Annotated in this window: 22 protein-coding genes, 1 tRNA gene and 1 pseudogene; 6 read left to right on the top strand and 18 right to left on the bottom strand. The window is 45.0% G+C overall.

The window, feature by feature from the left end; translation table 11 throughout:
• Nucleotides 1-113: 113 nt before the first annotated feature.
• From tig to ABF487_RS01945, 4 genes are all read left to right on the top strand, one after another.
• The gene (gene tig / locus ABF487_RS01960; protein WP_263779399.1) at nucleotides 114-1,433 is read left to right on the top strand and encodes a trigger factor; all 1,320 of its coding nucleotides are present in this window, start codon (nucleotides 114-116) and stop codon (nucleotides 1,431-1,433) included.
• 79 nt (nucleotides 1,434-1,512) lie between these two features.
• Nucleotides 1,513-2,769 carry an ATP-dependent Clp protease ATP-binding subunit ClpX gene (clpX, locus tag ABF487_RS01955; RefSeq protein WP_415634325.1) on the top strand — a complete coding sequence of 419 codons (1,257 nt, stop codon included), beginning with the start codon at nucleotides 1,513-1,515 and terminating at the stop codon, nucleotides 2,767-2,769.
• Nucleotides 2,770-2,808: 39 nt separating this feature from the next.
• A complete protein-coding gene (nagA, locus tag ABF487_RS01950) occupies nucleotides 2,809-3,963 on the top strand; it encodes an N-acetylglucosamine-6-phosphate deacetylase (RefSeq protein ID WP_263779401.1) in 1,155 nt (384 codons plus the stop codon).
• Nucleotides 3,960-4,670 (top strand): GntR family transcriptional regulator, encoded by a 711-nt coding sequence (locus tag ABF487_RS01945; RefSeq protein ID WP_415634324.1) that lies wholly within the window; start codon nucleotides 3,960-3,962, stop codon nucleotides 4,668-4,670. The genes nagA and ABF487_RS01945 overlap by 4 nt, the downstream gene beginning before the upstream one ends.
• Before the next feature lie 53 nt (nucleotides 4,671-4,723).
• Here the strand turns inward: ABF487_RS01945 and ABF487_RS01940 are convergent, their stop codons facing one another.
• The 7 genes from ABF487_RS01940 to ABF487_RS01910 all read right to left on the bottom strand — a co-directional run bounded on the left by ABF487_RS01940 (nucleotide 4,724) and on the right by ABF487_RS01910 (nucleotide 10,526).
• A complete protein-coding gene (locus ABF487_RS01940; protein WP_415624529.1) occupies nucleotides 4,724-5,416 on the bottom strand; it encodes a methionine ABC transporter permease in 693 nt (230 codons plus the stop codon).
• Nucleotides 5,413-6,477, bottom strand: coding sequence for a methionine ABC transporter ATP-binding protein (locus ABF487_RS01935; RefSeq protein WP_415624530.1), 1,065 nt, complete (start codon nucleotides 6,475-6,477; stop codon nucleotides 5,413-5,415). The genes ABF487_RS01940 and ABF487_RS01935 overlap by 4 nt, the downstream gene beginning before the upstream one ends.
• On the bottom strand, nucleotides 6,470-7,816 hold the full coding sequence (locus ABF487_RS01930; RefSeq protein WP_415634323.1) for a M20/M25/M40 family metallo-hydrolase: 1,347 nt from the start codon (nucleotides 7,814-7,816) through the stop codon (nucleotides 6,470-6,472). Before ABF487_RS01930 ends, ABF487_RS01935 begins: the two co-directional genes overlap by 8 nt.
• Before the next feature lie 20 nt (nucleotides 7,817-7,836).
• Nucleotides 7,837-8,298, bottom strand: a complete 462-nt coding sequence (locus tag ABF487_RS01925; protein ID WP_415634322.1) for a YbaK/EbsC family protein — start codon at nucleotides 8,296-8,298, stop codon at nucleotides 7,837-7,839.
• A gap of 78 nt (nucleotides 8,299-8,376) precedes the next feature.
• Nucleotides 8,377-8,448: transfer RNA gene (locus ABF487_RS01920), tRNA-Met, on the bottom strand.
• A gap of 29 nt (nucleotides 8,449-8,477) precedes the next feature.
• Nucleotides 8,478-9,617: a vitamin B12 independent methionine synthase gene (locus ABF487_RS01915; protein ID WP_415634321.1), complete on the bottom strand. Its 1,140-nt coding sequence runs from the start codon at nucleotides 9,615-9,617 to the stop codon at nucleotides 8,478-8,480.
• A 30-nt stretch (nucleotides 9,618-9,647) separates the two neighbouring features.
• Nucleotides 9,648-10,526, bottom strand: coding sequence for a MetQ/NlpA family ABC transporter substrate-binding protein (locus ABF487_RS01910; RefSeq protein WP_007744662.1), 879 nt, complete (start codon nucleotides 10,524-10,526; stop codon nucleotides 9,648-9,650).
• Nucleotides 10,527-10,990: 464 nt separating this feature from the next.
• Between ABF487_RS01910 and ABF487_RS01905 the strand changes: the two are divergent.
• Nucleotides 10,991-12,670, top strand: a pseudogene (locus ABF487_RS01905) (oleate hydratase); the annotation flags it as partial.
• A gap of 49 nt (nucleotides 12,671-12,719) precedes the next feature.
• Here ABF487_RS01905 and ABF487_RS01900 read toward each other — a convergent pair.
• The 5 genes from ABF487_RS01900 to ABF487_RS01880 all read right to left on the bottom strand — a co-directional run bounded on the left by ABF487_RS01900 (nucleotide 12,720) and on the right by ABF487_RS01880 (nucleotide 18,869).
• Nucleotides 12,720-13,667: a GRP family sugar transporter gene (locus tag ABF487_RS01900; RefSeq protein ID WP_007744651.1), complete on the bottom strand. Its 948-nt coding sequence runs from the start codon at nucleotides 13,665-13,667 to the stop codon at nucleotides 12,720-12,722.
• A gap of 101 nt (nucleotides 13,668-13,768) precedes the next feature.
• Nucleotides 13,769-14,629 (bottom strand): hypothetical protein, encoded by an 861-nt coding sequence (locus ABF487_RS01895; RefSeq protein WP_415634320.1) that lies wholly within the window; start codon nucleotides 14,627-14,629, stop codon nucleotides 13,769-13,771.
• Nucleotide 14,630: 1 nt separating this feature from the next.
• Nucleotides 14,631-16,508, bottom strand: a complete 1,878-nt coding sequence (locus tag ABF487_RS01890; protein ID WP_007744647.1) for an ABC transporter ATP-binding protein — start codon at nucleotides 16,506-16,508, stop codon at nucleotides 14,631-14,633.
• Nucleotides 16,508-18,232 (bottom strand): ABC transporter ATP-binding protein, encoded by a 1,725-nt coding sequence (locus tag ABF487_RS01885; protein WP_007744645.1) that lies wholly within the window; start codon nucleotides 18,230-18,232, stop codon nucleotides 16,508-16,510. The genes ABF487_RS01890 and ABF487_RS01885 overlap by 1 nt, the downstream gene beginning before the upstream one ends.
• On the bottom strand, nucleotides 18,225-18,869 hold the full coding sequence (locus tag ABF487_RS01880; RefSeq protein ID WP_007744644.1) for a TetR/AcrR family transcriptional regulator: 645 nt from the start codon (nucleotides 18,867-18,869) through the stop codon (nucleotides 18,225-18,227). The genes ABF487_RS01885 and ABF487_RS01880 overlap by 8 nt, the downstream gene beginning before the upstream one ends.
• Nucleotides 18,870-18,986: 117 nt before the next feature.
• On the opposite strand from ABF487_RS01880, the gene ABF487_RS01875 reads away from it, so the two are divergent.
• Complete coding sequence (locus tag ABF487_RS01875) at nucleotides 18,987-19,976, top strand: D-2-hydroxyacid dehydrogenase (protein ID WP_007744643.1); 990 nt, start codon at nucleotides 18,987-18,989, stop codon at nucleotides 19,974-19,976.
• A 260-nt stretch (nucleotides 19,977-20,236) separates the two neighbouring features.
• On the opposite strand, the gene ABF487_RS01870 is transcribed toward ABF487_RS01875, so the two are convergent.
• The 6 genes from ABF487_RS01870 to alsS form a co-directional block, all read right to left on the bottom strand.
• Complete coding sequence (locus tag ABF487_RS01870; RefSeq protein WP_415624537.1) at nucleotides 20,237-20,626, bottom strand: VOC family protein; 390 nt, start codon at nucleotides 20,624-20,626, stop codon at nucleotides 20,237-20,239.
• Between the two features lie 14 nt (nucleotides 20,627-20,640).
• On the bottom strand, nucleotides 20,641-21,423 hold the full coding sequence (locus ABF487_RS01865; protein WP_415624538.1) for a fructose permease: 783 nt from the start codon (nucleotides 21,421-21,423) through the stop codon (nucleotides 20,641-20,643).
• Entirely contained in the window at nucleotides 21,420-22,421 is a 1,002-nt protein-coding gene (locus tag ABF487_RS01860) for a zinc-dependent alcohol dehydrogenase family protein (protein WP_415624539.1), read from the bottom strand. Before ABF487_RS01860 ends, ABF487_RS01865 begins: the two co-directional genes overlap by 4 nt.
• Nucleotides 22,422-22,518: 97 nt before the next feature.
• Complete coding sequence (gene scrK, locus ABF487_RS01855; protein WP_007744637.1) at nucleotides 22,519-23,394, bottom strand: fructokinase ScrK; 876 nt, start codon at nucleotides 23,392-23,394, stop codon at nucleotides 22,519-22,521.
• A 266-nt stretch (nucleotides 23,395-23,660) separates the two neighbouring features.
• On the bottom strand, nucleotides 23,661-24,377 hold the full coding sequence (gene budA, locus ABF487_RS01850; protein ID WP_007744634.1) for an acetolactate decarboxylase: 717 nt from the start codon (nucleotides 24,375-24,377) through the stop codon (nucleotides 23,661-23,663).
• Nucleotides 24,377-26,059: an acetolactate synthase AlsS gene (gene alsS / locus ABF487_RS01845; RefSeq protein WP_415634319.1), complete on the bottom strand. Its 1,683-nt coding sequence runs from the start codon at nucleotides 26,057-26,059 to the stop codon at nucleotides 24,377-24,379. The genes budA and alsS overlap by 1 nt, the downstream gene beginning before the upstream one ends.
• Between the last annotated feature and the right edge of the window lie 25 nt (nucleotides 26,060-26,084).

Below are 26,084 nucleotides of genomic sequence, written 5' to 3'. Positions count from 1 at the left end.
TTTATCTATGTCCGTTTTTGCAAAACAGATCTTCTTTCCTACTAATATAAAGGTAATAAATGAAGGCAATCTTTCGAGTGATATAATTTTATAGGTACGTATCTGGAGGAATAATGGTAGATATTATTAAGACCAATGCCGTTTTCAAAGCCGGCGAAGGCAACAAAGGCACTCTTAGTTTCGAAATTCCGGCCGCACAAATTAACGGTGGCTTGGACGAAGCTTTTAATCAGCAAAAAGATAAAATCAACATCCCTGGTTTTAGAAAGGGACATGTATCCAAAGACATGTTTTTGGCACGTTTTGGCGAAGAGGCACTATATGAAGACGCTCTCAATGCGATTCTGCCAGACGTTTATGATCAGGCTGTGACTGATGCCGACATCACGGTCGTTGGCCGTCCGCAGATCATTCCTGATGATTTAAAGCATGGCGGTCCTTGGAAGATTCATGCTGAAGTTGTTTTGGCACCAGCAGTTAAGTTGGGCGATTACAAGGGTATCGAAGTCGAAAAAGAGTCCGATGAAGTCAGCGATGATGAATTGAACGCTGAATTAGCTCGTTTGCAAAAAGGCGAAGCTGAGTTGGTGCCTGCTAAAGAAGGCGACAAAGCCGAGAACGGCGACACGGTTGTGATTGATTTTAATGGTGCTGTTGATGGCAATCATTTTGACGGCGGCAAGTCTGAGAACTTCAGCTTAAGCTTGGGTTCAGGACAATTCATCCCTGGATTTGAAGACCAATTGGTCGGACACCAAGCTGGTGACGATGTCGATGTCAAAGTAACGTTCCCTAAGGAATACCAGGCCAAGGATTTGGCTGGTAAGGAAGCCGTTTTTGCCGTTAAAATCCACGAATTGAAGAAACTCGAAACACCCGCTTTGGACAATGAATTTGCTAAAGATGTTGATGATACTGTTTCTTCTCTTGAGGAATTGAAGGCCAAGACCAAAGAAAAGCTTTCTAAAGACAAAGCTGACAAGAGCCAGGACCAATTCGAAGATGCCGCCATCCAAAAAGTGGTTGATGCTTCAAGCTTGGATCCTGACAAGTTGCCTGATGAATTATTGCAGGACGACATTTCTCGTCAGACTCAGAACTTTTTCAATAATTTGGCTTCTCAAGGCATCCAGCCGCAGATGTATTTCCAGATCACTGGCACAAGCCAAGAACAGCTGACTCAGCAGATGACAGAAGGCGCGCCTAACCGTGTCAAGACTAATTTGGTGCTTGAAGCCGTTGCCCGTGCCGAGAAGGTGCAGCCAACTGCCGATGAGATCAATGCCCAGGTTAAGAGCCTGGCTACTGAGTACAATATCAAAGAAGCTGAAGTTGAAAAATCAATTTCTGCCGGTCTTCTGAGCCACGATTTGAAGATTCAAAAAGCCGTTGACATCATTGTCAGCAACGCTAAAGCAGTTGCAAAGAAGTAATCATTAAAAACGCATTAAGCGTTTTTTTATTTGCTTTCATAACTATTTGTAATATGCAAACTTTGATATAATAGACGCTATGGACGTAGAATCGATGCAATCAACGATCGCTTGCTCTTTTTGCGGCAAGCGGCAGGATCAGGTGAAAAAATTAATCGCTGGTCCCGGTGTTTATATTTGTGATGAATGTGTGGCTTTGGCTCAGCAGATCATTGATCAGGAATTGGCCAACGAGCAGCAGACACTCATTCTTGATGATTTACCAACACCAAAAGAAATCGTCAATCGCTTAAATGACTATGTGATTGGCCAGACAGAAGCTAAAAAGACTTTGGCTGTCGCAGTTTACAACCATTACAAGCGTGTCAATGAATCTTTGGAACACAAAAGTGATGTCGAGCTGCAGAAGTCAAATATTCTGATGGTCGGACCGACTGGTTCTGGAAAGACTTATCTAGCACAGTCTTTGGCCAAGATGCTGGATGTGCCATTCGCCATTGCTGACGCAACGACCTTGACTGAAGCTGGTTATGTGGGCGAAGATGTTGAAAATGTTGTCTTAAAGCTTTTGCAGGCAGCCGACTTTGATGTTGAAAAAGCCCAGCGCGGCATTATTTATATCGATGAAATCGATAAAATTGCTAAGAAATCCGAAAATGTCAGCATCACGCGTGATGTTTCCGGCGAAGGTGTCCAGCAGGCTTTGCTAAAGCTGCTGGAAGGCACGATTGCTTCGGTACCACCACAAGGTGGCCGCAAGCACCCCCAGCAAGAATACATTCAAGTCGATACCACGAACATTCTCTTTATCGTCGGTGGCGCCTTTGACGGTGTCAATGGGGTAATTCGCGATCGTCTTGGCGAATCAATGATCGGCTTCGGTCACGAAGACCAGCAAGCCAAGCAGGAATTTAACAAAGAGAATCCTTTGACTCAGCTGACCGATCAAGACATTATCAAGTTCGGGCTGATTCCGGAATTCTTGGGTCGTTTGCCAATTATTTCTGTCTTGGATCCTCTGTATGAAGATGATTTGGTCCAAATCTTGACGAAGCCGAAAAATGCCTTGGTCAAACAGTACCAAGCTTTGTTCGCTTTAGACGGCGTCAAGCTTGAATTTGAGCCCAATGCCTTAAAAGAAATGGCTAAAATTGCGATCACCAAGAAATCCGGTGCGCGTGGCCTGCGGTCAATTATGGAAGCGACGATGAAAGAAACCATGTACGAGATTCCGTCAAAACCTGAAATTACACAGGTGACTGTCACCAAAGCAGCTGTCGATGGCAAGTCTCAGCCAAAGATGGTTGCGGCTTCCAAAAAAGCTTTAGCTTCATAATGCTTGTTTAATTGGGATAGACCAATATATAATGGAGCTATGGCTAAATTAATTAAGAATGTTGATATCTATACTGGCGCAGGAGTCGTGAAAAATGGCTTTCTGCGCTTTTCTAATACAATTGAAGCAGTTGGCAGCATGGCTGAGTTCACGCCGGAAGCTGATGATGAGCTTGTTCAAACGACAGCCGGCAGTATCCTGGTGCCGGGCTTTATCGATGTCCATACGCATGGTGGCTATGGTTTTGATACGATGGATGCCGATGTTGACGGTTTGAACCGTTTCACGCAGCATTTGCGCCAAGAAGGGATCACGACTGTTTTTCCGACGACGATCACACAGACTAAAGAGCATATCGATGCAGCTTTAAAGTCGATTGCCCAAGCCGCTGAACATAATTCGATGATTCGCGGTATTCATTTGGAAGGCCCCTTTATTAATGCGGAAATGAATGGTGCTCAGCCGGCACAATATGTGATCAAACCAGATTTGGAATTGTTTAGGCAATGGCAGCAATCGGCTAATGGCTTGATTAAATTACTGACATATGCACCAGAAGAAGCCGGCTCGGATTTTGAAGCCGGCCTGCATAATATGGGTGTGGTATTGTCCGCCGGGCATACGGATCAGTCTTATTTCAAGATGAATAAAGGCCAGACTTTAGCGACGCATGTGACGCATTTGTACAATCGTCAGTCGCAGCTGGAAGGCCGCGAGCCCGGTGTGACGGGTTATGGTGTTTTGACGCCTTCCGTGAAAGTGGAATTAATTACGGATGGCGTTCATGTGTCGGGTGAAATGGTGAAGTTGGCTTATCTGCTGAAGGGCCCGCACGAGATTGAAATTGTCACCGATTCAATGCGCGCCAAGGGACAAAAGGAAAACGAAGTTTCTGAATTAGGCGGTCAGAAAGTGATTATCAAAGATGGCGCTGCACGTTTGGAAAATGGCCACCTTGCTGGATCTGTTCTGAAATATATTCTTGGATTTAAGAATGTCCAGAAATTTACAGGTGCCGGTATCGAAGATGCTGTCCAGATGACCTCTGTGAATCAGGCGCGTGAGTTCGGTCTGTCTGATGTTGGTACGCTGGAAGCCGGCAAACGGGCGAACTTTAACATTTTAAATGACCAGCAGGATTTGTTGGACAATTTTGTGGATGGAGATGGCTTAAAAGCCGCTGCAGCCTTATGAGTAGTGTGCCAGTGTTTCTTCGCATCCGAGATGATTTAGCAAAAAGAATCGACAAACAGCAATTTGAAAGCGGCAGCCGGCTGCCATCAGAGCGTTTATTAGCCCAAGAATATAAAGTATCGCGCATGACGCTGCGCCAAGCAACGACACTATTGGTTAACCAAGGCAAATTGCTGCGCAAACCGGGGTCAGGCACTTATGTCTCAGCACAAAATAATGAAGTCTCAGAAAATTTAAAGGGCGTGACCAGTTTTACACAAATTATGCGTTCGCAAGGTAAGATAGCTAAGACGAAATTTATTTTTTTAAAACGCCATCAGCCGTCCTTGATCGAGGCCTCGAATTTGGAAATCAGCCGTGATCAAGATGTGATTACGATGGAGCGTGTGCGTTACGGTGATGATGAACCGATTGCTTATGAAATTACGACCGTTCCTGTTGCCTTAGTCGGCAACATCACGCGAAATGAGATGGCGGGCGGTTTGTATCAATACTTGGAGGAAAAAGGTTTTCGTTTTGGCAAGGCAATTCAGGAATTTTCCGCGCTGGTTCCGAATGTCAATATTTGTAAACGCCTTGATTTAACCAACGGCCAGGCAGCGCTTTTCTTAAGGCAGACTTCTTATCTAACCGATGGTAAACCTTTTGAATTCGTACAAACCTACTACGCTGGTGACCGTTATCGCGTTTATTTGCAGCGTGAGTGACGATCATACTTGGACAAATAAAAACACCTCAATTGTGGGGTGTTTTTTTATGGCTATACGGCGTGATTGCTGTGTTTGGCCCACCAATCACCAATTGCTTGGATACCGAAAATTAATAGAAGCAGCAGAATCGTACCAACCCAGACCACATCGTATTTGGACTGCTGGCCGAAGGTGACGACCGTGTTGCCTAAGCCGCCAGAGCCGATCGCACCAGCCATGGCTGTTAGCCCGATCAGGCTAATCAAAGTCACAGTCGACACACGGATCATTTCCGGCAGGCTTTCTTTCATATAAATTACGAGCAAATCCCAATTGTTGGCGCCAAGTGCCTGAGAAGCTTCAATTTTGCCTGGGTCAACAGCTTTCAAAACGACTTGAATCTGGCGAGCATAAAAAGGTGCGACGGATAGGCTCAAAGGAACCAAGGCAGCTGTTGCGCCTAAGGTGGTGCCAATTAGCAGGTGTGTAAAAGGTGAGATAACGAATAGCAGAATGATAAAAGGAACTGCACGGAAGACGGAAACGATTTTATCGGCCAGCCAGAATACCGGCCGGTTAGGCAAAATGCCGTCGTTATCTGTCAGCACCAGGATGATTGCGAAAATCAATCCGATTAAACCACCAATTAGGGCTGAAAAAAACGTCATAAACAAAGTCTGATAGATAGATTGCCACCAGCCGTAATCGCCGCCCCAACCCATTGAGATCACGTTGGGCATGATTTTATTTAACCAGTTAATCATTTTCCCTCCTTGATCGTCTGCAAACCGATTTTCCTGTCTTTAATTTCTGCTAAGGCTTTTTGAATGTTTGCCTTGCTGCCTTGCAGAACCACAATCAGCGTGCCGATGGCGATCCCCTGGATGCTTTCAACATTGCCGTATAAAATATCAGCGGTCACATCAAACTTTTTTGCCAAAAGGGAGATCACTGGTTCACCAGTCGTACTGCCGCTAAATGATAGTTCGACAAGAAGTGCATCACTGGGAAGCTGTTTGACTTCAGGCTGCTGCAAGACTTTTTCCAGCGCTTCTTGACTGCCGGAAGCTGTCTCGATGAATTCTTTGGTTAAGGCTTTTTGCGGATTGGCAAAAATATCATAAGTCGCATTTTGCTCGATAATTTCACCGTTTTTCATGACAGCAACGCGGTCGGCAATGTTTTTTACCACCTGCATCTCATGGGTAATCAAGACAATCGTGACACCGGTCTTCTTATTCAGATCCGCTAATAGCTGGAGGATCTGCTTGGTGGTTTTGGGATCCAAGGCACTGGTTGCTTCATCAGAAATCAGGATCTCCGGATCATTAGCCAAGGCTCTGGCAATCGCGACACGCTGCTTTTGGCCGCCGGATAATTGAGCTGGATAGTTATCAATCCGGTCTGTTAGCCCGACCTGGTCAATCAATTTTTTGGCCTTGGCGATGCGTGCTGTTTTGTTAAGACCAGAATGTTTCAAGGCAAAAAGGACGTTTTGCAAAACGGTCGACTGATCCAACAGATTAAAATGCTGGAAAATCATGCCGATTTTTTGCCTCAACTGCCGCAGAGCCTTGCCTTTGATTAAGACTTGCCCGTTCGCCACGCTGTGGACGTGGGCAACAGAAATATCACCCAATGTCGGGCCATGCAGCAGATTAATCAAGCGAACCAGTGTTGATTTTCCGGCACCAGAATAACCGACGATGCCAAAAATCTCGCCAGCTTTAATCTGTAAATTGATGTTTTTAACCGCATCTACGGCCTCGCTGCCGTTTTGAAAATGGACGCTGACATCTTTAAAATCGATGATTGGATCACTCATAACTGCTAATTAGTTCCTTAATAAATTCGATATGATCATCATAATCTTTCAAACGGACATTTTCATCTGGTGCATGATCTGCTGAAGCGGCATAGCCAATACCAACAGCTGCGATCGGCGATTTAAAGTTGTCGTAGAAATAAGCAGCTGGGCCGGTTCCTGGCGAAGTCGGCAGCAAGGAAATATCATCACCATAAATATGCTTCGTAATCGCAATCACACGCTGGATTTCGTCAGCCGATAGATCAGAGCGATAAGGTTTTTCACCTAAAGTATAGACGGCTTTGACATTTGTAAAGCCTTTTTCCTGCAAGTGAGCTGCGACTTTATCAAAAATATCATGCGGATCTTGGTCTGGCACCAAGCGAATTTCAAGTTTGGCTACGGCTTGAGCAGGCAAAACAGTTTTCACACCGGCCTCTTCATAACCGCTGCTGATGCCTTCGATGTTCAAAGCCGGCGAGAAGTAGAGGGCTTTTAATAATTCCTCGCGGGTGCTGCTGTTTAAAAGCGGCGCTGTTAGTTTGAAATCGTTGACTAATAAATGCTGATCAATGGTTGAGTATTTTTCGACCAGATCCTGTTCACGCGTGCTAGCTGGGCGGACTGTGTCATAAACACCCTTGACTGCGATCGTGCCGTCCGGATTACGCAGGGAATTAATCGCCTCTAATAATTGCCAAGCAGCTGAATCGATAACAGGTGCCAAACTGGAATGTAAATCACGATCAGCGGTCTTAGCAACTAAATCAAAAGTCACAATACCCTTAGTGCCGCCGTTAATTTCTTGCTGATCTTTGCTATTATAGCCGCCGGATTCCCAAATAACCAAATCATTCTGCAGTTCGGCTGCGTGTTTGATCAGATAGTCGGAAAGGCCGCGTGAAGCCGTTTCTTCAGAACCTTCGACGACAAAATCAATGTTGACTGGCAATTGATGATTGTGTTCGTCCAAGTATTCAGCTAAAGCCGTCAAACGTGCTAACAAATTGCCCTTATCATCATCAATGCCGCGGCCGAAAAGTTTACCATCGCGCTGGGTTAAAGTCCAAGGATCACTGTGCCAAAGATCAAAAGGTTCGGCCGGCTGGACGTCATAATGGTTGTAAATCAAGATGGTCTTTGCACCTGCTTTTGCTGCTTTGAATTTGGCAATCACGAGCGGGAATTCAAATTCATCATCGATGGCGACTTGATCGGCTTTTAATTGCTGGAAGTAGCCGCTGATCAGCTGACTAGCTTCTTTTAAACCGGTTTTCTTCGCTGAAACGCTGGGAATCTTGATCAAGTCAGCGAGTTTATCCAAATATTCTTGTCTAATTTCTGTTTTTTCAGGCATTTTTTCTCCTTTTAAATTTGTTATTTAGCAACATCGACCCAGGCGGCTGGGTGTGAATATTCTGTCAATTCCTGTAGGGACAATTTAATCGCTGCGTTCACATCTCCGGCGGCTGGATAATAGAGGTCGTGTTTTTCTAATGAACGGTCCAGATAAACACGGACGCCGGGATTCAAGGCGAAAGGACAGACAGCGCCGGCCACGTAACCGACTATTTGTTCCAATTTATCGTTGGCGATCATGGTCGGTCGTTTTCCAAAACTGGCCTTGAATTTTTGATTGGAGACACGTGTCAATCCGCTGGTGACGACGACTAACGGGCTGCCATCCAAGTCAAAAGCCAAAGTCTTAGCGATTTGGTCGGCTTGAATGCCTAATGTCTCGGCTGCCTCTTGCACAGTCGCAGTCAATTTTTGGAAAACATGGATTCTGTCAGCCAGTCCGTATTGTTGAAAATAATCTGCCACTTTTGCAACTGACATATGCTGCTCCTTTTAAACTTTATTTGAAGCACAAGTTTATGCTTTCGGATTTTTCGTGAGGGATCTTATAGGATCCGAACGTGACGGCAGGAGTCGAACCTGCATAACATTGCTTATGAAGCAATTGAGCGGCCGCTGCTCGACATCACTAGAACCAAGCGCTTTATGCGCTTTGAAATTTATTCAGGCCAAACAGTTTTGGCAGTCTGGATCACGAGTTTTAACTTATCCCATTGCTGAGCTTCGGTTAACTTGTTGCCTTCTTCAGTGGACGCAAACCCACATTGGGTGCTGATGGCCAAATTAGAAAGGGGTACGTAAGTTGAAGCCTCTTTAATACGATCAACTAATAATTCTTGACTCTCTAATTCAGGAAACTTCGATGTCACGATCCCAAGGACGATTCTTTTATTTTTATCTTGATTCCAAATCTTGGTTAGGGGCGCGAAACCACCGGAACGGTCACTGTCGTATTCCAAGAAGAGACCATCGTAATTTAACTGGCCAAGATAGTCGGCAATCGTGTCATAGCTGCCAGAGAACAAATAAGTTGACTGAAAGTTACCGCGACAGATATGTGTTGTGACAGTTAAGTCTTCAGGCAGGCCATCCAGAATTTGGTTGATAATCTGAACAGAGTCAGTCGCAATTTTTTCAAAAGCAGCGTGCTTGTCCGGATCATCTTTGCTGGCATTTAAGCTGCTGATCAAAAAGGCCCAAGTCGTATCGTCTAATTGAACGTAACGTGCGCCCAATTCATAAAAATGCAAGATGGTCTGACGATAGGCAGTGACAATATCGGACAAATAATCCTGCCAATTATCGTAAAACTGATGCCAGTTATCACTACGGTTGTCGCGGAAGAGCAGACTGGGAGATGGAATTGTCTGCTTAGGCAGAACACCCTTAGGCGTGATTGATTTCAAGTAGCTGAAGGCGGCAAAGAAGGGATGATCAGGATTAAAAGCAATTTTTCCAATTAGTTCGGCGTTATCTGTACGCGTCTTGCTGCCGTGAAACTTATAACTTTTTTCATAATCATATTTACCGACACCATTCAGTCCCCAGAGAAAATCCAAATGCCACCAGCTGCGTGAAAATTCGCCGTCAGTCACATCTTTTAATCCGAGTTGGACTTGTTCATCAACGATGCGCTTGATTTCTTTATGCTGAACTTCTAACAACTGGGCTTGATCAATCTGACCGGCTGCTAATTGTGCATGTGCGTCCTTTAAATCTTGTGGCCGCAGCAGGCTGCCGACAATATCGGCTCTAAAAGGCGGCTTAACTAATGTAACTGTATCTGTATTTTCTGACATGATTTTGTCCTCTGCTTTTTAAGTGCTGGCTTACTTCAGCTTGATATCCCAGGCTGCCAGCGAAGTTCCGCCTGAGTATTTTTTGATCAAACGCTTGATTTTCTTTTCGTGATAACCCTTGATAATTTCTTTATAAGCAGCGTATTTGCTCTTATTTTGTTTGTAATTCGGACGAGCTGCAATCACGTTGATCCATTTACGGGAAGCCTTGTTAACCGGCTCCACATAGATGGCTGAATTGAACTTTAATCCAGCAGCCGGAACGAAGGTGTTATTAACGAAAGCGGCATCAACAGAGCCCAACGAACGGGCCGTTTGCGAAGCTTCCACAAGCACAATTTTGATGTTCTTGGGATTGCTGGTAATGTCAGACGGCGTTGCCAGTTTGACGCCCTTCTTTAATTTAATTAAGCCGGCCGTCTGCAAAGCGACAAGCGAGCGGCCTTCGTTAGTCGCATCGTTAGGAATCGCAATCTGGGCGTTCTTTGGTAAATCTTTGACGCTTTTGTAATTCTTTTTCGTATAAAGACGTAGTGGCGCGATAACTGTTTTAGCAATCGGCTTTAAATTAGCGTTATTTTCTTTGTTCCAATTATCCAAAAAGTAATAATGCTGGAAGGCATTGATATCGATGTCGCCGTCTGCTAAGGCACGGTTAGGCTGACTATAATCAGTGAATTGGACAAAACGAAGTTTGACATTGCCATGTTTTTTAGCATATTGGCTGATGACTTTCCACTCGGCCTTGTCCTCGTCGTTCATCGTCATGACACCGACTTTGATCGTGATTGCCTTAGCTTTGGCATCGGCAGTGTTAGTTTGAGATACGGCTGGCGCAATGAAGGCCAATCCGCTGGCGGCTAAGACCGTGAGTGAAACGTATGCAGTTTTCTTGAGTGTGTTTTCCATGTAATAGACCATCCCATTTTCTTAAACGATTTCAATCCGGAAACAAAGGTATAAAAAAATCGCTCCTGAAATACAGAAGCGATTAACGCGTTACCATCCTGCTTTACTTGTTTTGTTGCCAAAAACAAGTCTTGCCAACCATCTAAAGCAAAGCGTATGAGCTGCCTCTAATGGCGTGCCCGGTAACGAGGGCCATTCCGTCTGGTGTTTTCCGTAAACGGTTCGCACCAGCCAATCACCGGCCATGTTCATCTCTCCCCGCACGTTGGCTTGCATCAAACGCCAACTTTCTCTGCTTTGGTTCAAAACTACTCTCCGGATCAAGTCGTTTGAAATCTATGTCTACAAATATAACATAGCTGGCGCGTTTGTCAAACATCTACAACGTCATATTACAAAATCCCACCCTTGCTTCTGCCACTGCCTGTTTCGTGTCACAATAATCTTGTAAATCTAAAAAGGAGCATTTTATGACACAGCATGCGTATATGATCGGAAGCGGCATCGGAAATTTGGCAGCCGGCCTGTATTTGATCCGAGATGGCCATTGGTCAGGCGATCAAATCACTTTTTATGGCCTAAATTCTCATGGTGCAAATGATGGTGACAAAGTCGAAGCTTACACAAAAGAATATAAGGGTCCTAAATTATCCAATACAGCCGGCTTTTTAGCCGAGGGCGGCCGTATGTTGAACGAAGAAACCTACGAAAATTTGTGGGATCTGTTAAAAAGTGTGCCTTCTTTAGACAACCCGGGCCAATCTGTAACTGATGATATTTTGAATTTTGATCATCAGCATCCGACTCACGATGTTGCAAGGCTGATGGATAAGACAGATGGTTTGCGGATTCGCGGCAAGAATGATTACAACAAGATGCAGTTTAATATGAAAGACCGCACTTTGCTTTCGAAATTGATGATGATCCCGGAAAAGGATGAGCAGCAGCTAAACGATGTGTCGATCGCCGATTGGTTCAAAAATAGTCCACATATTTTCACAACTAATTTCTGGTACATGTGGGAAACGACTTTTGCCTTTAAAAAAGAGTCTTCTGCTATGGAACTGCGGCGTTATATGAACCGGATGATTTTGGAGTTTTCCCGCATTAACACACTGGAAGGGGTCACACGAACGCCCTATAACCAATATGAATCCTTGATTCTGCCCATGCGTCAATATTTAATTGATCAGGGCGCTAAATTCGTTAACGATGTGAAAGTGACAGCTTTTGATTTTGCTGATACGCCTTTGCGTGATGATATTATCGTCAAAGGTCTGCAAATCGAGCAACAGCCTGCTGGTGAAAAGTCCACGATCGCCCTAGCAGAAGACGATCTGGTCTTTGATACGAACGGTGCGATCACGGATTCAGCCAGCATCGGCGACCTCGATACACCGATTGTCGAAAATGACGAATACGCGCCGTCAGCAGCTCTGTGGAAACAAGCGACTGAACACTTTTACTCCTTAGGGCAGCCGGATAAGTTTTTCAATGACAGGCCGCAATCGGAATGGATGAGTTTTACAGTCACGACGAATAATCATTTTCTACTGAATCAAATTACGCGTATTACGCAGCAGCAGCCCGGAAACGCCTTGAACACTTGGGTTGATTCCAGTAATCTGCTTTCGATTGTTGTGCATCACCAGCCGCATTTTAAAACACAAAAGGAAAATGAGACGATCTTTTGGGGCTATGCGATGTTTCCTAGAGTTAATGGCGATTATGTCGATAAGCCTTTTATTGACATGACTGGCCGCGAGATTCTGACTGAGCTGCTTGGTCATTTGAATGAAGTTGATGATAGTCAGGATAAATTAGCTAACCACTTAGATGAGATCTGGGATTCGATTGTAAACGTAATCCCTGTCTATATGCCTTATGCCAGTGCACTATTTAACCGACGGGCAGTCGGCGACCGGCCAAAAGTCGTTCCGAAAGGATCTAAAAATTTGGCCTTCATCAGCCAGTTTTCCGAGATGCCTTTCGATATGGTCTTCACGGAACAATATTCAATACGCGCCGCTCAGACGGCCGTCTATCATTTCTTGGGCATCCCTGAAACTAAGCTGACCAAACTGCATCATTATGAAAAAAATCCTGTGGTCATGGCAAAAGCCTTAAAAACAATGTTCCGTTAAACAAAAAAACAGGCATTTGCCTGTTTTTTTAATATCTTTTAGAGATGGATTACAAATGATTCAAGTTGGAAATCAGTACACCACCGAGAACAACCAGCAGGGCACCAATGACAATTTTGACCATTTGATCTGGTGTCTTCTTTTCGTGCAAGAGATAGATACCGCCAAAGGTACCGACGATCACGCCCATCTGTGACAGCGTGGTAGCAGTAGCTTGTCCAATTGCCGGATTGGCAGTGGAAATAAACATGAATAAGTTACCAATACCCCAGCTAAGACCAGTCAGAATGTTCTTCCAAGTTGGTTTTTCAAACATCCTATTGCCTTCATGGAAGACGAATAAGACGATCAAAAAGGCACCCAGCACTTGTCCGATTGATTGCGGGCCAACGATAGCAGTCATGTAATCAACGCCATTGTGCGCATCATGAACCGCTGGGCTGATAAAGCCGGTCTTAAACATCAAATTCGGAAAAACAAAGTAGAACATGTAGCCAATTGTTGAAAGCAGAATGGCAATCAGGCCGTGCGTATATGAAGCTGGCCGCGCCGTATTATTCTGTTTTGCAGCACGGGAACGAGCAGCGGTAAGCAATGCACCAACCGTTACCAAGGCAACGGCAATCACACCGAAGATCCACATGTTAACAGTCCGCCATTCAGCTAAGACGATTGCAGCCATCAAGGCATTTGAGATGATCTGTCCAGCAGTTGAAATTGGAAAGGCTGAAGACACGCCCATATCCTTATAAGCGACAAATTGTCCAGCCGTTCCTACAGCCCAGAACAAGCCTGACAGCAAGCCGACTACCCAAATATGATAATCGACGGAGATTCCTTGAGGAATCACGAAGATAAACATCGTAGCGAGGCCAAAGATCAGAGCACCAAAGGTCATACCTAATGTCTGTTGAGCGGCCGAACCACCCATTTTTGTATTAATTAATCCCGTCGAACCCCAAGTGAGGGCCGGGATTAGTGCAAATAAAATTCCCATAAAAACCTTTCTGTATTGGTAGACGTTGTGTAAAGCGTTTTACGTAACTTTTCCATTATCCAACAAAAGGAAAACGATTTCAAGTATCACAAAAAGGCTGATTAATGATCGTATTTGCCAACATAAACATACAAATTTTGTGTTGAAACACCCAGATCGAACTGGACGCCTTTAGAGCGAATAGGACGCAGCGATGTCGTTTTGGCATTGTTTGCCTGACGAGCTGTTTTGCCAAAATCCTTGAGTACTTGGCTGGGATCTGCACCGCTGGCTTGTGCAATCAGGGCTAAGACAGTGACAAAAGAACCTGTTGTTTGTTGTGCTTTTTGATTTCTCAGGCTGGCTAAAGGCGAGATAAGCGTTATACCGATCAGCTGCTGATGCCGGACATTGATTCTTAGCTGGTAGCTGTGCTGGGCAGGCAGGCTGCGCATCGTGTTATTTAGCTGCACTGGCAGCAGTTCTTTTTGGCTGTTTTTTTGAATTTTGGCCATTGCGGCAGCTAGTTCTGCTGCTTGCTGCTGGCTTTTTGCGGGATCGGCAGCCGGATTTTTAGCTATCTGCTGGAGATGTTTGGGCAAACGGCTGGCAATTAATGCTTGATTATAGATTCCGGCGAAACGCTGGTAGTCTGCTAAAGCTGTTGCAGCAGAAACAGTGACTTTTTTTGAACGCCCGTGATTATAAATCGTGACAATCTGTTTGTGGTCGGAAGCAGGCAGATTAATGGCAAAACTGCCTGACCGGACTGCTATCGTTCTTTTTGTACCGTTACCGACTCGATATTGAATTTGTTTGGCGGGGCTGGCCGTACCGCGAATGTTAGCAGACATCCCGCTGATTCGGTAATGATTGTGTGTCGTCGACAACTGTGCCGGACGGAAAACAAACAGTAGCGTGCCGGCAGCTATAATGACCAGAAGCGCCGATATTGTTATGACAAGACGACTTTTCTTTTTCATATTAGATTACCGCCTTTCCGGAAAACTGGCTATTGTAGAGGTCAGCGTAAAAACCATTTTTTGCCATCAGAGAATCATGGCTGCCTGTTTCAACAATCGAACCGTGATTCATGACAACGATATGCTGGGCATCGCGAATCGTGGACAGACGATGAGCCACGACGAAACTTGTCCGGTCTTTTAATAGATTCTGCATGGCGTGCTGAATCTGGATTTCTGTCCGACTGTCGACTGACGAAGTCGCTTCATCTAAAATCAGAATTTCTGGATTAGCTAGAAATGCACGGGCGATCGTGATTAATTGCCGCTGTCCTTGCGAAATGTTGGAAGCTTCCTCATTTAAGAGTGTCTCATAACCCTTAGGCAGCTGCCTGACAAAACTATCAACATGAGCGGCCTTGGCCGCTGCTAGAATGTCGGCTTCACTGGCATTCTCACGGCCATAGGCGATATTATCGTGAATTGATCCGGAAAACAGCCAGGTGTCCTGGAGCACCATAGCAAAATGACTGCGCAGATCTGCACGGTCCAAGTCGCGCGTATCTCGTCCTCTAAAGCGGATGGAGCCGCCGCGAATGTCATAAAAGCGTTCCAATAAGTTGATCATCGTTGTCTTGCCGGCACCTGTCGGTCCGACGATTGCGACCATTTCACCTTGTTTGACTGGTAAATTATAATCGGTCATCAGCAGTTCTTTATTATCGCCGTAGGCAAACTGAACATGGTCGAAATTGATAATTTCAGATTCTTTGACTACTGGCAGATTCTGATGGTTATCCAGCATCTCATCTTCATCCAGTACCTGAAAAACACGTTCCGCCGAGGCGATTGTTGACTGAATTTGATTGGTCAAATTCGTGATTTGTGTAATTGGCTGGCTGAACTCATTCGTATACTGTAAGAAAGCTTGAATATTGCCGATGGTCACTTGGCCATTAGCGACTTTGATGCCGCCGATGATGGCAATGCCGATGTAACCTAAATTATTAATGAAAGTCATTAAGGGCATAATCATGCCGGAAACGAATTGTGCTTTCCAGCTGGCCTTATACAAACGCTCATTTTCTTCGGCAAAAGTTTTCCGTTCGCTATCTTCATGGTTATAGGCACGCACGATCGTATACCCAGCGTAGCTTTCCTCGATTTGGTTGTTTAACAGGCCAAGCGATTTCTGCTGGGCGGAAAAGAATTTTTGTGAACGTGGTGCCACGATGCCGATGATAACAATCGAGACCGGCACAATAATCAAGACCCATAAAGTCAGCTGCAAAGAAATGGACAGCATCATCCATAGAATCGAAAAGAAGGTCACAAAGGAGGTAATTAATTGCGTCAAATTCTGCTGTAAAGTTGATGAAATGTTATCCATGTCGTTGGTTGCCCGCGACATGACATCTCCATTTGTATGCGTATCATAGTAATTAATCGGCAGGCGGGCCATTTTGGCTTTCAAGTCACGCCGCAAATCAAAGACAGTTTTTTGCGAGACACGCGTCATCATATACTGCTGGATAAAAGACAGTAGTGCCGCGAGGACGTAGAGGATAATTACTTCCAGAATAATGCCGGCAATTTTTTGCCAGTTAATTGGAAAAGTCGAGATGGGGATGCCAGCTTTAATTTGTGCTCCTCCCGTCATGACACCTTTAAAAATTTCCGTTGTTGCCCGGCCGAGTATTTTCGGTGTTTGTGTCTGGAAAATCGCTGACCCGATCGCAAAGAGAATCACAAAAGTGACGGCCAGCCATTGTCTTTTCATATAAGCAAACAGTCGCTTGCTGGTTGGCCAGAAATGTTTGGCTTTTTGCACGGGACGGCCCATGCTAGGACCAAAAGAACCGCTGCCGTGCGACTGTTTTGTGTTTTTGCTTTCAGCCATTATTGATCTCCTTTACGAATTTGCGAGTCGATGATTTCCTGGTATGCCTGATTGCTCTTTTTAAGTTCGGCATGGGTACCAGCACCCGTCATGCGGCCGTCTTCTAAGACGAGGATTGTGTCAGCATCAACAACTGTCGAAATACGCTGAGCGACAATCACGACGACGGCTTTTTGGATTTCAGGATCTGTTTTTAATGCTGCCCGCAGTTTGGCGTCGGTTTTAAAATCCAAGGCCGAAAAACTATCATCGAAAATATAAATCGCCGCTTTTTTCACCAAAGCTCGCGCAATGGCCAAACGTTGTTTTTGACCACCGGAAAAATTATCGCCGCCTTGTTCGACGTGAGCATCCAGGCCATCAACCAATTCCTTGACGAAATCACTGGCTTGCGCAACGTCTAAGGCATGCCAAAGTTCCATATCAGTCGCCTGTGGATTACCGTATTTCAGATTTTCACGAATCGTCCCGGTAAACAAGATGGCTTTTTGCGGCGTCAAAGCAATCAAATCGCGTAAATTTTCCTGCTTGTAATCAGAAATATTTTGGCTGTTTACTTGGATACTGCCGGTCGTCACATCGTAAAAGCGCGGAATTAAATTAATCAGTGTCGATTTTCCGGAACCCGTGCCGCCAATAATTGCGACTGTTTGGCCGGATTTGGCAGAAAAAGTTACGCCGGATAGAGCTGGATCCTCTGCACCTGTGTATTTAAATCCGACATTTTTAAAAACTAGAGAAGCTGTTTGAGACGCGCTGGCTGATGCTGCGGGGTCTTTGATCGTGGATTGTGCTTGTAAAAGTTCGTTGATCCGATCAGCTGAGGCCTGGGCTCTGGGTACCATCACGAAAATCATGGCCAGCATCATAAAACTCAGCAGCACTTGCATGGCGTAAGTCATAAAAGCGACCAGATCACCGACCTGCATGGCTTGATCAGCAATCAAATGTCCGCCGAACCAGGTGATACCAACATTTGTGCCGGACATGACCAAAGTGACCAGCGGGAAAATCACGGACATGATTGAAAAGACTTTGACCGCGTTTTGCGTGAAGTCCTGATTGGCCTCTTTAAAACGGTCCTGTTCGAATTGGTCGCGGCCAAAAGCTCGAATCACACGGACGCCGGTCAAACCTTCGCGAAAGACCAGATTGATACGATCTGTTTTCTTCTGCATGGCTTTAAATAAAGGCACGGCATAATACATGGCAACGCCGATGATGAGGATCAATACTGGGATGGCGACGAGAAAGATCTCTGTCAAACGGGCGGATTTGCCGTAAGCTAAGACACTGGCTGCGATCAGCATAATCGGCGACATAATCATCAAACGCAAAAACATCATGACAACATTTTGAATTTGAACCACGTCGTTGCTTGTTCGTGTAATTAAAGAAGAAGTGCCGATTTTATCAAACTCTTCATTAGAGTAGCCCATGACCTTATCGTAGATATCGCGTCGAAGGCGCATGCCCAGTTTCTGGGAAGCCACCGATGATGTGTAGGTATTGGCCACGCCGAATAGGACGGAAAGCAGAGAATAAAACGCCATCCAAGCACCTGTGTGATAGATATATGTAATGTTTCCCCTAGCAACACCGTTATTGATCAGATCGGAAGTCAGATCCGGCAAACGCAGCATTGTATAGACCTGGATGATCATAAATAGGACCGATAGTGCGACAATCCAAGCACTCATGCGTCCTTTGGAAAGTTTAATCATGTTCTGTCTCCTTCTTGATACCGTATTTCAGCCAATTAATTTCTTTATCAGTCTGTGCCAGAATCTGATCTAAGCCAACAGCCTCGCCGGCGCGTTTTTTTGCAAAATAACTGCTGACGGCTTGCAGCACGAAACCTGAAAAAATTTTTTCCAGCGCTTTGAAATCATCCAGGCTGTCGATTCTCAATTCGGAAAAGTCGATGTAAGAAAGATCATCTAAAGATTGAATAGCCGGATCATCAAAATGAGAAAAATGCCGGAGCATTTTTTGACTGCGTTGAATATCCAGCCCTAATAAAGCATTTTCGAAAAGAACCGAATTGCGGCTTTTAATGATTGTGCCTATGAGCTGCTTATCCATAAAACGCCAAGCTTCAATCAGGTCGCCATCGTGTGTTAGGACAGCTTTCTTGAAATTTTCCTGAAAACTGCGGGCCTTGTTTTTAAAAAAATAGTGATAAAGATCGCTGATATCATCAAAATATTGATAAAAACTTCCGCGAGGAATCCCGGCATCCAAGACAATTCTGGCAACTTTGGCTTCCGCTAAGGGCACACGAGAAAACTCGTTTTGAGCTGCTCGCAGAATCCGCTGACGTTTCTCTTCGCTTAAATTGTAAAAAGTTTCTTTTGGCATAAAATGTGACGATCTGTCATGTGACAATATGTCATTTTATGCGCTGCTGACGAACTTGTCAAGAAGAAGCCAATTAAATTTGTTATCGATGCCCTTTTTTGCTAGGATTGTAGCAATATGAAAATACTGATGTATGCCGTTTTAGGCGACGAAAAACCCTATATTAAAGAATTCTGCCAGCAGACTGGCCATCAAGTCGACCAGCTGACTGACTATCTCTCAGAAAAAAATGTCAGCCTGGCTAAGGGCTATGATGCAATCGTGACTCAGCAGACGGTTGCGATTCCTGATTCTGTCTATCAGCAATTAGCCGAATTTGGTATCAAGCAGATTACAATTCGCCAAGTCGGTTACGATATTTTGGATTTACCAGCCATTCATCAAGCCGGCTTGAGAGCTTCCAATGTTGCTGCCTATTCGCCAAGAGCTATTGCTGAATATACGCTGACGCAATTGATGAACTTAATCCGCAACAACAAACGCTATTATCGGGCAACGACGAGTGGCGATTGGCAGTGGTCGGCTGCGCCTCAAGGACGCGAAATTCACGATCTCACTATTGCTGTGATTGGTGCTGGGCGGATTGGTTCTGCTTTGGCTGAGATGCTGCATGCCCTGGGAGCCAAAGTTTTGGCAGTTGACCCAGTTTATCATGCTCAAAATGAAGCTTTTTTGGATTATGTTGATCTAGATCAGGCCTTAGCACAAGCTGATGTGGTGACTTTCCACACACCTTTGAATGACGAGACTGCGGGGATGGCTGATTCGGCTTTCTTTGACAAAATGAAGGCAGGTAGTTACTTCTTGAATTTTGCTCGCGGCGGCCTCGTGGTAACCGATGCCTTGCTGGCTAATTTAAGGAGTGACAAGCTGGCCGGCGCAGCCTTGGATGTCTTGCCCAACGAAAATGAATTCATGAGCGCTGTCTCTGATCCGAAAATAATTCCGGCCGATGCACAAGCATTGATGGCCATGGATAATGTGCTGCTTTCTCCGCATGTTGCCTTTTATACGGATTTAGCCATTAAAAATATGGTCAGGATTTCTTTGCATGATGCTGTCGCTTTGGCTAATGGCCAGAAAATCGAAAACGAGATCTTTGATTAAATTATAATTGATTGAAGAGACGGACTAACTGAAAAAGGACTTGATGACGATGATGTATTTTGGCTTTGCTATGTTTATTAATCTCTTGTTTTATGTTCTATTAATAGCGGTGGTTGTGTATGTTCTTTATTGTTTGCGCCAAATTGTCAAACTTTTGACTGAAATCAAAGAAGCACTGAAAAATAAATCTGAATAAATTTTACCGCGTACAAAAAAGCACAGCCATTAAAGCTGTGCTTTTCAAATGTCATGATTTAATTTCAGAGAATCTGGCAGAATTCAATTGTTTCTTTATTTGGTCCTAGAATATTGAAGAAACGAATACCGTTGTCCCAAAATGATGGAATGGATTGAATTTCTTTATCGACGAGATGAAGACCTTGTGCTTTTGCTGCTGCAAAAGCTTTGTCAACATCAGTTGTATTCATCGAGATGTGATTGATGGCACCGGCTTTTTGAGCTGTTGGATCGCCATCCCAAGTCTCAATGGTTAGATTGCCAAAACGCATGAAGGCACAATGACTGCTGCCGTTTTCGAAAAGACCGGCTTCTTCGAATCCCAGTGATTTATAGAAGCTGATTGTCTCATCCAAATTAGCAGCAGGGATGCCGACGTGCTGAATACCCGTAAAATAATTACTTAAAGCCATATTGATAAAACCTCCTAATTTTGGGAAACGTGAATGGCACGGTGATGAAGTCTTGGGAAGACGATTTTATCGGCCGCACCTGTAATACCGCCCTGGAATAACAAGGCAAAAATTGTTCCCAGACCGAAATTCGTAAATTGATGTGAAATGATCAAAGCGATCACCGTCAGAATAGTTGGCGGCAGGTATGAAACCCACATCGCAGTGGCAGCATGCCCTTTAAAATATTTAAAACGCAGGATCTGCATTAAGTCGTCAGCAGGATGGAGAATCAAATTCACACGCTGATAAATAGAAATCGCAATCCCGATCAAAGCATCACCGAAGAAATTCAGGCAGATGTAAAAAATGATCATGGCTGGACTATGCGCTGCGGGCAGTCCTGCAAAAAAGGGATAGACGCCGTTGAAAAAGTCAGCGAATACTTGGATTAATGCGGAAAAGGGCAACATAAATAACAAATTTCCCAAGGCGCGCTGCCAAGACCAATGCCCGACTAACAGGGCGTTTAGGACAATTGTCATCAATCCGATGATGATAAATGACCAAAATAGATTCCAATGCAAAGCATTACCGAAATTGGCTGTCGCAGCTGTCCAATAGGCAGCTCCGAGGTAGGAAGGATGGATCTTGGCACTTGTGACCAAGGTCAAGACGTTTCCGGCTGAATTAATCACAATCGAGATTGCAAAGTAGGCAATTAAACTGGCTGTAGAAGCCGTGGTGGAAGTTGTATGAAAACTGGCACTTGCGGCGTCTGGTTTGTTTTGCGGGCGAGGTACACCCGGCCGGGTCATTCTCCGACTTTCACAACGGCCTTGCTAACGTCTTTAATTGTACCGTCTAGATAATCAGGCACATCTTTGAGAGAAGGCTCGTTACTGATCAATGGCAAAACATCCAGTTTGCCGCTCGACAATAAGGCAAGAGAATCTTCAAAAGCGTTGGGGTTGATGAAGGATCCTTGGATAGTCAGCTGCTTTTGGTAAACTTCATAGGTATTCATCTTGAATTCCTGATTTGGTTTACCGACACCAAACATCAAGACCTGAGCACCTTTGACAGTTGCATTCACAGCCTGCTCTTGTGTCTGAGGCAAGCCAACGGCTTCAATAACAACATCATAGTCAGCCGGAATCTGGTCACGTGTGGTATTGAAGGTGTTTGTGACGCCAAACTTCTCTTTATTCAAAGCGAGTTTTTCATCGATAATACCGGCAAAATCCACTTGGTGGACACCATAGGCACGCAATAACTGTACGAAGAGCTGACCCATAAAGCCGTCTCCAATTACCAAAGCTTTCTGATAAGGCGTCAATTTCAATAATTTCACGCCATGGACAGCACATGAAATTGGTTCAGTCGTGGCAGCAGCTTTTAAGGAAACATTATCCGGCACTTTGTAGACTTGTGTCTCAGGTGCTGTGAAGTACTGCTCCAATCCGCCATTGCGGGTAACACCGATGGCCGACAGATTGTCGCAGAGTTCTGGACGTCCGGTACGGCAGTAAAAACACTTGCCGCAATAGATATTAGGATCGACCGTGACACGATCGCCAACTTTAAAATCAACAACTTCAGCACCAACTTCAGCAACAATGCCTGAGTTTTCGTGTCCCAATACGATTGGTGGTACAGCAGCTGCTGAACCTGGTAATCCGTTATACAAAGCGTGATCGGTTCCACAGATTCCAGCGTACTTGCTTTCAATTAAGACTTCGTTGGCCTTTGGTGTCGGCTTTTTAGTCTCCTGTACTTCCATGTGCTTAACAGCAGTTAATACTAAAGCATCCATAATAAATTTAATCCTTCCTTATATTCTCAATATTTTACCAATTTTTGACCGCCAAAAAAGCTTGCGGTGAGGAAGTTCTTTGACGATCCGTACCGATTTATTTGCGGTATTCAAGCAAGGCCAAGGCAAAGTCGCCTAGTGTTGCTGAACCGTTTTCCTTGATTGCCGGCATCACAAGATAATCTTCCAGCTTGCCGACGTCAATGTAATCATTCATTAAGTCTTTAAACTGTACGCGGACTTTCTTTAAGAATTCCTCACTGATCACGCCGCCGCCAAAGACAATCTTGGCAGGCCGTAAAGTCAAAGTCGTTTGCAAAGCAGCTTGGGCAACATAGTAGGCCATGATATCCCAGACGTGGTCTGTCAGGGGAATGTCTTGTCCTTTTTTGCCAGTGCGGGCTTCAAAAGTTGGACCGGAAACTAATCCCTCCAAGCAATCACCATGAAAGGGGCAGATGCCTGGGAAATCAAGATCGTCCGGGTGGCGCTTAACACGTACATGGCCCATTTCTGGATGGCCGAGATCGCCGATGAATTGGCCGTTGACAATTGCGCCGGCGCCAACACCGGTGCCAATCGTGTAATAAACCAATGAATTGATATGTTCGTTGAACAATGTCGAAATGACATATTCGCCATAGGCCGACCCATTCACATCAGTCGTCCAATGGATCGGAATATTAAAGGCCTTTTTGATCCGGCCGACAAAGTCGACATCAGACCAGCCCGGCTTGGGTGTATTGGTAATGAAACCATATTTGGGTGAATTTTTCCTTAACTCGATCGGGCCAAAAGAAGAAATACCAATCGCTTTTAAGTCATCAAATTTTTTGAAATAATCAATACATTTGGTTAGTGTTTCTTCTGGTGTTGTGGTTGGAAAACGAACAATATCTTTGGTTCGGTAATCTTCATTTCCGACGGCACAGACGAATTTTGTGCCGCCTGCTTCAATGCTTCCTAGTAACACGTGCTGCCTCCTTGGATAATTTTTTTAGTTTACGATTACAGGTCGTTTTTTATGCTTTTCATGAAAAATGTGACAGCCAAAAGTGCCGGTATGACTGGTTTTTTACCCGTTCGCTCACATTCCCCATCGCTATCTACGGTAGCGCTTTCATAAAGGTGAGTCAAGGGAAAAATCTGGTCTTTTGGAAGTTATGCCACATTGTAAAATGGACTTTTTGTCAATAAAAAAGCCAGGCAACTAAGCCTGGCATAAAGAGTAATAATTTTTTATTCGGTTTTCCGCATGGCCGCTTTTAAAGTCGGTAGGTCTAATTGGCGGTCACGGAAAATCTTGTTGCTGGTTGGTAGATGCAGTTGGAAATCATCAAATACTTGCAGCTGTAAATCAGCTTGTTTGATATGAAAATGCAGCAGATGGCCGCCGAAGGAATGATCATCAGCTAAGATGTGCAGGTGAAATCCGGCAGCAGCAGCCCCTTCATATACTGAAGGTGTGTAGTAACCCAAGATGGTCGCCTGCAGCTTATCGGCGTGAAATTCATGCTGAGAGGCAGCAACTGTTGCAAAGGGCGGATAAGGTTTTTGCTGCTGATCAGCAGAGCGCGCTAGGACATCTGTAAACTCACCATGCAGGCGGACAGCTGTAAAGACATTTTGCAAAGCGCCGTGTTCAACGGCGTGTTTTTCAAAGGCGGCTGAAGTCATGTCGGTCAAAGTTTCTTTAGGCAGCTGTTTGTCAAAAAAGTTCACAGTTGCAAAAGGCACTTTTTCAGTCTGCAAATCCAGCAAACGGACTTTGCCGCTGCTTGGGACGCCATAGGCCTTTCCGTCTAGAACGATTAATTCCACACCGATACCGGTGGTGGTGCCAATGCCAAAGTCGCCATGAGTCAACAGATCACCAACTGTTGTCGTACCGTCATATTGGCCATCCATGATTTGTGCTAGGATACCGTGCTGGTAAATTTTTGAAAAGTCAGCCATTAGTCTGTCGCTCCTTGGATCAAATCAGCATACAGCTCCGTGTTGTGCGAGTAATCGACTGGAACATCCACAACAACCGGACCTTTGTTCCAATTAAAGGCTTCGCTAAGAACTGAGTCAATCTGATCGGGATTATCCACGCGCAGGCCCTTGGCACCAAAGGATTCTGCATATTTAACGAAATCAATCTTGCCGAAATCAACACCGGCTGACTGACCATATTTCATTTCTTCTTGGAATTTGACCATGTCGTAGTGGCCTTGGTCGTTAAAAATAATGTGGACAATGTTTGCGTGCAAACGAACAGCCGTTTCCAATTCTGCACTGGAAAACATAAAGCCGCCATCACCGGAGACACTGACGATTTTTTCATCAGGACGGACCAAGGAAGCGGCGATCGCCCAAGGCAGTGCCACACCCAAAGTCTGCATGCCATCAGAAATCAGGAAATGGCGCGGACGGTAGGAGCGGAAGAAACGGCTCATCCAAATATAGACAGATCCGACATCCAAAGTCACGGTCATGTCATCTGTGACTTGTTTTTGAATCGCATGAACGACATCCAAGGGATGCGAGAGGCCGTCAGCAGGCTGGAATTTAGGTCCGCCGGGTTCTGTCTGCAGCTGATCACGAAAAGCTGTCAGGCGTTGTTCAACAGCGTCGCTGACTGTGTAATCCTGCAATTCATCAGCCAGCAAATTCAATGTTTGAGCAATATTGCCGACCAATTGGAAGGCTGGGTTATAGTGTGCGTCAATTTGCGCATCGGTCGAATCGATCGTGACGATTTGCAAACGGTTTTCCTTGTTCCAGACACGGGGTTCGTATTCGACGGCATCATAACCCACTGTGATTACTAGATCAGCAGCTTTTAATAACTGATCACCGGCTTGGTTGGCAAACAGGCCGACACGTCCGAAGAATGATTGCTGCAGCAGGCTGTGATCAATCACGCCGGCGCCTTGGAATGTTTCAACAACTGGTAATTTAACCCCGTGCAAAAAGGCATGCAGGGCTGCAACGACTTTTTCATCTGAGCCTCTTTGGCCGACGAGAATGACAGGCAGTTTGGCTTGACGAACCTTATCTGCTAAGGATTTGATGCCGGCTAAATCAGCTGGGCCAGCCGTGATAGTCTGAACTTTTGCAAGCGCTTTGCTTGTGACAGGACTGTCATCAACATCTTGCGGCAGGCTGATAAAGGATGCACCTTGTGGTGCTTTGGTAGCGGCATCAAAAGCGTTTGCAATTACTTCGGAAATATTTTCAGCATCCTGAATTTCTGTCGTAAATTTCGTAATACCGTTGAACAGCAGTACCGAAGGCGTTGACTGGTGAGTCCGCCGGTACAAATCATTACGCGGCACTTGGCCAGCAATTGCGACTACCGGGTCATTTTCAGTCTGTGCGGTTAAAATTCCTGTCGCCAAGTTAGATGCACCAGGGCCGGATGTGACAAGGACCACGCCGGGTTTTCCTGTCAAACGGCCGACTGCTTGGGCCATAAAAGCTGCATTCTGTTCGTGTTTAGTAATTACTAATTTTGGTGCACCGGGTGTGTGGGCAATTGCTTCAAAAAGCCGATCAATCTTGGCACCGGGAATACCAAAAATATACTTAACTTCATGATTCAAAAGGGACTCGAGTACAAGATCGGCCCCAAAACGTTTGTTTTCCGCCATTAAATACCTCTTCTTTTCTTCGTTT

This window comes from Oenococcus sp. (genome assembly GCF_047725585.1).
Classification (GTDB): Bacteria; Bacillota; Bacilli; order Lactobacillales; family Lactobacillaceae; genus Oenococcus; species Oenococcus kitaharae_A.
The sequence above is the reverse complement of the archived record's forward strand: the minus strand, read 5'-3'. Positions and strand labels throughout refer to the sequence as shown.